This is a genomic window from Moorena sp. SIO4E2 (assembly GCF_010671945.1).
Lineage (GTDB): Bacteria > Cyanobacteriota > Cyanobacteriia > Cyanobacteriales > Coleofasciculaceae > Moorena > Moorena producens.
In genome coordinates this window covers 1-11,027 of record NZ_JAAHIE010000230.1, presented here as the reverse complement: position 1 = coordinate 11,027, position 11,027 = coordinate 1, and the positions used below count along the sequence as shown (strand labels likewise).

Annotated in this window: 8 protein-coding genes; 2 read left to right on the top strand and 6 right to left on the bottom strand. The window is 41.6% G+C overall.

Features of this window, described 5'->3' with window-relative positions; all coding sequences use genetic code 11:
- Window positions 1-234 precede the first annotated feature (234 nt).
- The 6 genes from F6K37_RS21590 to F6K37_RS21565 form a co-directional block, all read right to left on the bottom strand.
- Window positions 235-795, bottom strand: a complete 561-nt coding sequence (locus F6K37_RS21590; RefSeq protein ID WP_287252056.1) for a glycosyltransferase — start codon at window positions 793-795, stop codon at window positions 235-237.
- Between the two features lie 9 nt (window positions 796-804).
- Window positions 805-1,503 carry a hypothetical protein gene (locus F6K37_RS21585; protein ID WP_287252054.1) on the bottom strand — a complete coding sequence of 233 codons (699 nt, stop codon included), beginning with the start codon at window positions 1,501-1,503 and terminating at the stop codon, window positions 805-807.
- A 570-nt stretch (window positions 1,504-2,073) separates the two neighbouring features.
- Window positions 2,074-3,846, bottom strand: coding sequence for an LIC_10190 family membrane protein (locus F6K37_RS21580; protein ID WP_287252052.1), 1,773 nt, complete (start codon window positions 3,844-3,846; stop codon window positions 2,074-2,076).
- A gap of 9 nt (window positions 3,847-3,855) precedes the next feature.
- On the bottom strand, window positions 3,856-5,325 hold the full coding sequence (locus F6K37_RS21575) for an NAD(P)/FAD-dependent oxidoreductase (RefSeq protein WP_008178612.1): 1,470 nt from the start codon (window positions 5,323-5,325) through the stop codon (window positions 3,856-3,858).
- 330 nt (window positions 5,326-5,655) lie between these two features.
- Window positions 5,656-6,717, bottom strand: coding sequence for a glycosyltransferase family 2 protein (locus F6K37_RS21570; protein ID WP_008178611.1), 1,062 nt, complete (start codon window positions 6,715-6,717; stop codon window positions 5,656-5,658).
- A 305-nt stretch (window positions 6,718-7,022) separates the two neighbouring features.
- Entirely contained in the window at window positions 7,023-7,247 is a 225-nt protein-coding gene (locus F6K37_RS21565) for a hypothetical protein (RefSeq protein WP_143764185.1), read from the bottom strand.
- Between the two features lie 77 nt (window positions 7,248-7,324).
- On the opposite strand from F6K37_RS21565, the gene F6K37_RS21560 reads away from it, so the two are divergent.
- Both F6K37_RS21560 and F6K37_RS21555 read left to right on the top strand, forming a co-directional pair.
- Window positions 7,325-8,395, top strand: coding sequence for a glycosyltransferase family 2 protein (locus F6K37_RS21560; RefSeq protein WP_008178608.1), 1,071 nt, complete (start codon window positions 7,325-7,327; stop codon window positions 8,393-8,395).
- Window positions 8,396-8,408: 13 nt separating this feature from the next.
- Window positions 8,409-11,027 (top strand): glycosyltransferase (locus F6K37_RS21555; protein ID WP_287252047.1); only part of this gene is annotated, 2,619 nt, incomplete at its 3' end.

Here is an 11,027-nt window from a genome sequence, read left to right as displayed (position 1 = left end):
TTCCTGAACTACTGCTGACTTTTTCAGCTGGTCACCCACCAGGAGGTATTGACTCAAACTATTACTCTGACTAATTTGTCAGTTTTACTGAGATCTAGTCTACCGTACTTTTAAAAGAGCCGCACCCAAATCATTTGTCAAATCACTGGACTTCTTAAAAACTAGCTCCAACTCCGCTCCCTTCTGCCTCCTGCCTTAAAGCAGCCCATTTATTTCACGAATCAGATAGGATTGCTATAGGTGTTCAGCAATCACCTTGTGATAGATCTTTATGATGTGATCTACCTTAACTTCCCAATCAAAATGTTGCATAACTTTCTTTTGACCCATCCTTCCCATATCAAGGCGTTTTTGGGGTGAGTGCGCCAGCGTCAGCATTGCATTGGCAAGACTATCAATAAACTCCTCTCTAGAGGAGGGTTCTACAAGAATTCCACAAGAAGCATCGAGATAATCTGCTGGGCCTCCCCAATTAGTGGCAATCACTGGAAGTCCCTTTGCCATTGCCTCAAGCACCACTGCCCCACCACACTCTAAAAGACTCGGTAAAACAAACACATCAGACTGCTGTAATTGCTCTGAACACTTTTCCTGAGAAAGCCAACCCGCAAAAAATACTTTACCAGTATTGTGGATAGTTGTGGATAAAATATTGAGTTCTTGTGCTTGTTTCTCTAGTTTATCCCGCTCTGTACCATCACCAATAATAGTTAAGCTAATCGGAAAGTTTAGGGATGCTTTTTTAAATGAAAGCAGCAATAAATCAACGCCTTTCCAGTCCAAAAGCCTACCGATAAAAACATCTTATGTTTTTATCGGTAGGCTTTTGGACGCAGATTTCAGAGGTTTAAATATAGATAAATCTACACCGTTTTCTACTATTTCAATGACTTGTTTACAGGCGACTTGAGGTAGTGCTTTTCGGGTTCGCTCATTTGCCACTATTAGTAATGCTGCCTGTTTCTTTCCAGGTATCAATTGGTTCATGATATTCGAAAACTTCCGTCCCAAAAATATGGTAAAGTTGACAGTTTTATTTTGGAGTTTATCAAAACCTGGAGGATAGTCCATACCACCATTCATAGGACCAAGAATTATCGGTACACCCATTCCAAACAGCATAGATGGTTCTTTGGGGGATACTGGAATCGGTTGATGAATAATATTGATCTGCTCCTGCTTAACAATACGGCGAATGATTTGCCGCTGGGTCAGCTGGGTCAAAAGATGCATAACCAGCCCTAGGGTAAAGTAGGATAAACGGGTAGGCAGCAGATGACCTAACTGCCACAACATACGATGCCAAATGGTGTCAGGAACATAAGCAATATGTTGATCTTGGGGAAATAATGCCTCTAATTCTGCACGAGTGCGTTCGTGTACGACTAACCAAGTAGGAATTCCTCGTTGGCGCAAAATTCGATAGTAATGTAATGGAAGAGCTGCTTCACCACCAAACTTTGCAGATGCATGTTCCGCTGCAATCAATACTCGAAGGTTCATATTATATATCCTATGTTCTGTGGTCTGTTTATGCACTAGCACCCCGGAGCGACTACGCTTACTTTGTCACTCTAATTACCAATACAGGGTAAATGTATATTGTCAATAAACTACTAATAGTTCTTAATAAACCCGGCCTTATTGTGCTTGTTGACAATGGATTTTCCACATATAGTATTTATTTAATTACAAAAATCATAAGCTGTTGCGCATTTAAATTGGATATTATTCAGTTATCAAAAAAAACCGTCAAACCATCTCCCCTGCTCCCATTCCCCCCTTACTAAGCAGGGCTGTTTCTTGCGTCCTGCTAAAATTTAATTGGTTGGGAAGTGGGCAGATAGGGAGATCGGGAGATAGCGGTGCGACCCCGCGCTTTTTAAAAGCTAAGCGTGAACGCGCACCGTGGGTAATTTTTATTAATAAAAAGGTATTGCATAACCTGAAAAAAACCCTCTCCCTATTACCTATTCCCTATTACCTATTCCCTATTCCCTATTACCTATTACCTATGCCCTATTACCTATCTCCAAAGTAAAAAACCTACCCCTGTGAGCTACTCCCGACTCCCTACTCCCTGTTCCCTTTTATAAAACCACCTCTAATACCACGGTTTGGATCGCGAAGTTGAATATTATCTTCTAGTTCAAATGCACAAGGGAGTTTAGCAGACCAGCATAGCTCATGCTCTTCTGGAGAGATATCTTGTGGAGAAAAATAATTAATACCATTGACTTGTTTTTTTACTAAATCTGACGTCATCATCTGGGGAGGGATAATCAGTCGATAGGACGTTTTTTGATTCAAAACAATAACTAAGGTAATAAGAGATAAAGCTAAATAACTAGTTATCCTAAATATCGGAGGAATTATCCATAACTTTGATACCGGTAGTTTTTTGGTAATCAGTAAATTTAAATTTCCGATTTTTTGATGACAAACTATAGTAATATATAAACCAGGTAGAAGAATTAGATATCCTAGTCCAAATCTGATCACAGGAGCATAAAGCATCATAAATAAAGTTCCCGAAATAGCTAAACCTAAGACCCAAATCAAACCCCAGAGGCGATGAATGATTGATGTGCGGAGAATATAGATGGCTAATAAAATTGAAATTAAAATTATTCCAGTCGCAATTTGATTTAGAGTACTAGAACTGAACCACTGCCAAAATAACCAAAGCCAGGGATTTGAATTTGGGGGAGGTGAGCCAAACCAGGTTCCCCAGCCGCGAGTGTTTTCAGCAACTGCTTCAGCGTCTTCCGTTGTCCAAGACCAGGGTAAATCCAGACAGAAGAAGGATGATGGAAAAAGTGGGCAACCAGAGGTGATGATATTGACAGCGCACATGGGTGATAAGAGTAAAATAGTGATGACACCACCTATCACTAGTCGTTGCACACAAAACCTACTGAAAACAGTATAAAAAATAACTGATATGAATAATAGGGGTAGAGAAGTAAGCTTTATGGTTACAGCTCCAGCTGCTAAAATCAGTGGGATAAATTCATCGTAAAATTTATTATTAAATTTATTTTTAAAACTAGAATTTTTACCCCGAGTTACGGATGATGAGCGATGGTGAGCAATGATTAAAATTGCCCAAGCGATGATTACGGTGAGGAAAATTACTGGGATATCTGGCGATGGAGATACCAGGATATCTGACATCAAACTCGATAGAGCTAGGAGAGGGAGTACAATCAATGAGCAGATGACGATAAACCAGTCACTGAGCTGTGCTTTATTGGTGAATAGTTGAGCTAAAGCAATCAGAAAGTGTACTATTGCGAGAAGAAAGGCAAAGCCATTGGTTATCGCACTAACTTGAGCATCGAAAATTGGAGGGTTAAACGGAGCAGCGAGCGCAAACCACGATGAGGTAAAACCAAGCTGCTGAAGGAGCAGGGCGATACCTGGCACTGCTCCATACTCGGACAACCATCGGATGGCTCCATAGTGATAGAGACCTGTGTCAAGCCAAGTTACTTGTCGGCTGGTGAATGCTGCGACACCAAATTCTAAGGTCAACAATCCCAAGGCTAGGTTGGGAAACAGCATGAAACATAGATTAGCAATTTCATCGCGGGTAGGTTGTGATGTCAGAGACAATAAACTCAGACTAACAGCGGTACACCAGCCTACCCAGGAATTGAGGGGAAATACTAGGGAGGTTGCTAGCAGTGCAATGGACAGCACAACGATGCCCAACCACACTGCTGCAATAATGCGATCGCTAACTCGTTTAAAGGAATCCGCTTGCAGTACATTCAGCACAGCAGTTCCGATCAAGTAGCAAGGAATAAGTAGAAAATTCCAAGTCGTGATAAAGTAGAACATGCCAATAGCCTATACAGGCTGAAAAACTGAGTCCTCTACTGAATCCTGTTTTTGCTTTAACTCTTCTGTGGTAAATTCTTCATAGTAAGAACGCTCAGTATTTACCTGCCACAGATCATGGTTTTCCCCCAGTAAGTTCTTAACTGCTAGCATTCCGGTTAACATCGAATGGTCTTGATTGTTGTAGCGATGCATCCCATTACGTCCAATGGTTTGTAGGTTATCAAAGTCTGCTAAAAAATCTTGAATCACTTGTAAATGCTGACGATAATCACGGTCGTAAACTGGGTAAGCTTTAGGTTGGCGCAACACAGTACCATCCTCTACAGCCTTGGCATCCGCCAGACCTAAACTCGCCAATTCACGGGTGGCTAAATCCAGCAATTTGGGATCAGATAGATTCCAGATTTCATCTCCCTCATTACAGAAGTATTCTAAACCCAGACAGGTCTTGCTAGGATCCGATACCATTTTTGGACTCCAATTCTTAAAATTTTGGATGCGACCCACTTTCACCTCTGGACTATGGATATAAATCCACTGATCAGGAAATAGATCTTTAGCATCAATAATGAGCGCTACAATAATAAAAGCTCGATAAGATAGGGATTTTGCTGCTTCGATTACCGCTGGTGGGGGAGGTGGGTCGAGTTTTTTAACCAGTGCTGTCACTGGCATACTGGAGATGAAATGGTCTCCAGAGATACTGATAGTTTTTTCATCCTGCAAAGCAGTAATGCTTTTGATATGATTGCCATCTCGTTGAATACTAGTCACTACAGTATTCAGTCTTACCTGACCACCTTGATTATCTACTGCTTGCTGAAATTTTTCCCACATCATCCCTGGTCCAAGTAGCGGGTAATCAAATTCCTTAATCAAGCTTTTGCTATTTTGACTTCCGAACAAAGCATTGATGATTGCTCGTTTTAGAGATAATTTTTGAATTCGCTGTGCTGCCCATTCTGCTTGAATTTTATCACAGGGTATGCCCCATACTTTCTCCGTATAAGTTTTAAAAAATAGTCTGTATAAACGACGACCAAAGCGATCGCTTACCCATTCTTCAAAGGTTTCAGGTTCATGCCAAGGTCGCAATTTTGCCTTGATTTTTGCCTTGAAGTAGCTGAGCAACATAACCAGACTGGTAATGATGCCTAGATTCGATAGGGTGTTAAAGATTGAGAGGGGATAGTCGTAGAATTTACCCTGGTAATAAATGCGTGACATGCGGGGAACTTTGATAAAATCTTCCCCTAAAACCTCTTGCCAACGTTGATGCGCTGCTTCTACTTTGGTATAGAAGCGATGACCACCAATATCGAAGCGATAGCCTTTGTAGACTTCGGTGCGAGCAATACCACCGACTTTATTGGATTTTTCTAGAACGATAGATTTAATGCCTTGTTTAACCAGGTCATAGGCAGCTGTAAGACCAGCCGGTCCTGCGCCTGTAATCACTACGGGATAATGTTCCATTGATTAAAAATAGTGCGTCAGTGGTGAGTGCGTCAGTGGTGAGTGTTTAGTGCTTAGTAGGACAATATTGATTTTTATTCCATAGCGATAGCAATTCTAGGTTAAACCTAAGGTTAAACGTTATTTTAAACGTCGATAGTAACTGTTATTGTTCAGGATTTTAATACTCATAAATAAACCCGATTTTAGTTTATTTTTAAATAAAGATTTATAGCGTTTATCATACTTATGATGTACATTCATTTTTATTACCGTTACTCCCTACTCCCTACTCCCTACTCCCTACTCCCTAAAACCCACTACGAAAGTACCTCAACCAATTTATCCCTGCTATAAACTTGATAGCTTAGGCAAGTATATCCGAGGTTGTAGGTACTTTTGAAAGCAATGACGAACTATACCAATGGCAAACGCAAGTCCGCTGTAAAAGTAATACAGCCAGTGCCATGGAATGGTTCGTATAGTGAATAGTAGACCACGCTTTTGATAAAAGAATTGGTAGACAGGTCTGTTGAGTACTAGCAGGGCGAGACTAAATACACAAGTAGCCATAGCAATCAGAGTACTAGACCACCAATAAGCTGTAACTAAAGCACCTAGTAGAGCATAGACCAACACCACACTAATACGACTAGACAGCTTTAGGTTCAAGTCACTGATAAACTCACGACAGTTTTCCGGACTTGCGTCGCGAACCTTGAGAATTACGGCAGTCCAGGGCAAGGCGCGGTAGAAAAAGTCAGCTCTAAGGAGAGAAATTATGCCCCAGGGCTTGAGATGTTTCACCCGTAGAGTCTTACACAGCTTAATCCTGTAACCTTCTTGCTTGAGTCGATAGCCTAACTCAATATCTTCAATACAGGGTTGACGATAATTTTCCTCAAAGCCACCCATGGCAATAAAGATGTCACGACGGATTGCGCCACAGGCACCCCAAAAGGTAAATGCTTCTTCAGATGCAGTTTGATGAGTGTAGTGGTGGAGTAAATTTTTGTACTGGGAAAGGAAATTAGCAGCACCGGGAGAATCGTCATAAGAACCAATTAAAGCGGTTAAATTAGGTTCATTATTAAAAATTTTCACCACTTGACCAATAGTATCCGGATAGATGGCTACATCAGCATCTATAAAAAACAGGATATCGGTCTGTGCTACTTTAGCTCCCAGGTTTCGGGCTTTAGCCGGACCCCCTGCTGTGGGCAATCGAATTACTGTGGCTCCAAAGTCTTGGGCTAGACGCCATGAGCCATCAGTATCGCCATCAGCTACTACAATCACTTGATCGGGAGGGGGTGCAGCTTGAGATAGTCTGGCAAGACATTGACGAAAGTCTTCCCCTCCGTTGTATACGGGGATGATGACGGAGATAGTTAGTTTAGCAGAGTCAACCATTCTTTAGAGAATTTACCTTCAATTACTGATTGAGATTTTGAGATTAAATCGTTACTATGCATCTCAATAATACCCTCGTATAGTTTAACATTATTTTAGTTAAAATTATTAGATTACACTAAGTTTGACAAACTAGTTTATTGGCTTTAACAAAACTATATAAGAATCACCAGTAGGGATTTTTTTAAAAAAAAATCCTGAATTGACTAAGTAACTCTGTACTTGTAATACAGGTTGTGTCTACAGGTTGAGCAGTCAGCCATCCGCTATCAGCAGTCAGCCCATAGTCAGCCCATTTGATATAGCTAAACGCTGATAGCTAAATTAAAAGCTTTGCTGAATCTTCGAATGAATAGGAGTAGAGTGGGCATCCTGCCCGCCCGAAAATATATTGAAACTGGCAAGATGCCAGTTCCACGGCAAGATGCCCATTCCACAGCAAGATGCCCATTCCACAGCAAGATGCCCATTCCACAGCAAGATGCCCATTCCACAGCAAGATGCCCATTCCACAAAACTCTTAAAATCATTCCATTATTAAGCAACGCTAAATTAAAAACTCAGTTTATCCCTGTGGAAAGTATAAATATAAAATTTAAATCACCAAATGTCGGTTGTTAAAACAGTTGATAGCTTACCACTGGTTTCAGTGATTATCCCTGCCTATAATACAGAGCAGTTTATTGAAATCACATTACAGTCTGTTCTTTCTCAGACCTATAAAAACCTGGAATTGATAGTGGTAGATGACGGTTCTCAAGACCGGACAGCTGAGATTGTTCAATCTATTGCTAAGCAAGATCAGCGTGTTATCTTACTACAACAACCAAATTTAGGGGTGGCTGCTGCTCGGAATTTAGGGATTCAAAACACTAAGGGAGACTATATCGCTCCCCTGGATGCTGATGATATTTGGTATCCGCAAAATTTAGAAAAGCAAATGAAACGCTTCTTGGCAACAGATCCAGCGGTAGGGTTGGTTTATGCTTGGTCGGTGGATATTGATGAGGAAAATTCACTGACTGGAGATTTCCGTGCTTCAAGTATAGAGGGAAAGGTTTATAAAACTCTGGTATGTCATAACTTTTTAGGCAATGCTAGTGCATCTATGATTCGCGCCTGTTGTTTTGAGACCGTTGGTGGCTACAACTGTCAACTGAAGGCACAACAGGCTCAGGGGTGTGAGGATTGGGAGCTCTATTTGCGAATTGCAGAACATTATGAATTTGCTGTTGTGCCGGAATTTCTGATTGGCTATCGCAAAATTGTTAGTAGTATGTCTCGCGACTACAGCCAAATGGCTAAGTCTCATGGTTTGATGCTACGTGACGTTCAACAAAGGCATCCAGAGATTCCAGCAGCGCTTTATCGATTGTCTAAGAGTAGTTTTTATATGTATTTGGCACGACAAAGTAGTCAGTGTAGTAGCGATCGCAGTACGTTATTTTGGCTATCTCAAGCTTTAAAAGCTGATTTTATTACGCCTATTTTTCGCTATGGGTTGTATATCTTGTCCCTTAAAAGCTTATTGAGAATTATCACTAAGCTTAAATCCGGTAATTATGTTAATAAACCGGGTGTAGGCGTAAGTCCTGCGGATTTAAATAAACGCCGATGGAGTCTATATTTCAAGCTCTTGCTTGGAAATTTATTACACCGTTCACTGCTGATAATATAAGGAAGTTTTGGTTATGCTTTATCCAATCAAAGTGGTGGACATTGAATTGAGCCGCCCCCTGACTACTCTTGATGGTTTAGATGGCTATATTGCAGTGAAAGGACTGGTTCGCTTCCATGGTGCGCCAATTGGATATGTTCAAGCACCGATTACTAATGGTTACTGCACAGCAGAAACCTTAAGTAAACTTATTCTGGAAGGCCATAGCGAGACGATTATCAATCGCCTTTTGTACAATGGATTATCCTTACCCCTCGGACGCGAAAGGTTGTGTCTTGAGGATTTGTTTGATGTGTCACCACCAGAGTATAAGGGCAAGTTGCCGTTAGTAACAGTTGCGGTTTGTACTCGCGATCGCACTGCTGATCTTGCTCTATGTTTAGACGCTATCAATCAACTCGATTATCCTTACTTAGATATTTTAGTTGTTGATAATGCTCCCACCAGTGATGACACTAATAAACTGGTGGAAACTTATACTAATGTTCGTTATATTTGTGAACCTCGTCCGGGTTTAGATTGGGCGAGAAACCGAGCTGTTCTTGAAGCTAAAGGAGACATAATTGCCTATACTGATGATGATGTAGTGGTTGATTCAGGATGGGTAAAAGCATTAGCGCTAGTGTTTATTAAACATCCTGACGTTATGGCAGTGACTGGGTTAGTTGTGCCTTATGAATTGGAAACCGAAGCACAAGTGCTGTTTGAAATGTATGGCGGCTTCGGGCGAGGCATGAGGCGTAAGTGGTATCAGGTTAATCGAGGCAACAAAATGCCTTGGAAATTCCTGGGTACTGGACAATTCGGTACAGGGGCAAACATGGCTTATCGCCGCTCAGTATTTGATGATATTGGTTTCTTTGACCCTGCTTTAGATGTGGGTACTGTGACTAATGGTGGTGGTGATTTAGAAATGTTTTTCCGGGTGGTTAAGGAAGGACATACCCTCGTCTATGAGCCTAGTGCCATAGTGCGCCATCGACATCGACGGGATTATGCTAAGTTGCGTACGCAAATTACTAATAACAGTATTGGTCTGTTTTCTTACTGTATCCGTAGTCTCTTTGCCTATCCAGATGAGTGTCTTTCTTTCTTGTCGATTTTGCTCTGGTGGATAGTGTATTGGAATTTAAGACGTCTGTGGATTGGTTTCAAACATCCCACTCGCTTCCCACGGGATTTAATTCTGGCTGAATTAAAAGGCTGCTTCATTGGTTTAACTCGCTATCACAAAGCTCGCCACACTGCTGCTGAGATTACTAAATCTTTCGGTGAGCAAGAACGGGAAACAGAAGAGGATGTAGATAGTGCTCCCTACCCGATTTTTTCTGACCCTATCTTTCCTGCTCTGACTAAGGAAGAAATCCAAAAGGTTAAAACCAATCCAGGTATGGCAGTGCGGACTGTGGATCTACGGGAACCTTTACAGGCATTAACTGATGTTAAAGAGTACTCATCAGTACGAGTCTTTGTGAAATGGCATGATCAGCTTTTAGGTAGCGTTGATATTCCTAACCCTGATCGAGGGATTAGCAAGAGTCGCTTAATTGAGGTTATTGTCAATCAGTTTGGTATGAAGCTGCTGGAAGTAAACCTTAACTTCAGTAGGTATTACTGCTATACTCAAGCAATATCTATCTTAAATAATCACTATAAAGTCACGGATAAAGAGACTGATTTACTAACCTGTTTACCTGATAAAATACCAATCTCTATTATCATCGCTACCTATGATCGACCCCAAGATTTGCGGAGGTGTTTGTGCAGCATAGTTGCCCAAAAGTATACTCGACAATTGGAAATTATTGTAGTTGATAATCATCCCGCTTCTGGTTTGACTCCACCAGTGGTTGCTGAGTTTCCTGATGTTGTCTTAGTTAGTGAATCCCGTCAGGGACTAGCTTATGCTCGCAATGCTGGCTTTGTTGCTAGTACTGGGGATATTGTGATTGCGACGGATGATGATGTTACTGTGCCACCGGATTGGTTAGAAAAACTAATCGCTCCTTTTGCTAGAGCGGATGTGATGATTGTCACAGGTAATGTTTTGCCCCTACAGTTGGAAACCAATGCCCAGCAGTGTTTTGAAAATTATGGCGGCTTGGGACGGGGCTTTGAGGAGTTTGAGGTTAACGGAGATTGGTTTGAATCCTTTTCACGCCATGCTGTACCAACTTGGCAGTTAGGAGCAACCGCTAATGCTGCTTTTCGTGCCAGTATCTTTAGTCATCCCAAGATTGGTCTAATGAACGAAGCCCTCGGTCCCGGTATGCCTTCAGGAGTTGGTGAAGATACTTACTTATTCTATAAAGTACTTAAAGCTGGCTACACCCTCATCTATGAGCCAAGCGCTTATGTCTGGCATAAGCATCGCACTGAAATGGCAGAGCTACATCGTCAGCTTTACAACTACAGTAAAGGTCATGTTGCTTACAATCTGACCACATGGCTACAGGATGGGGATTGGCGAGGATTGGTGCAAATAGTGCTGGGATTGCCACTTGCTCATTTATCTCGCATCTATCAACGGCTCAGAGGTTGGAGCGATTATCCAATCTCCCTAATCTGGTTGGAAATGACAGGTAATCTGGCTGGAGTTTGGTCTTTGTGGCAGTCCCATCTGCGGGTTAAA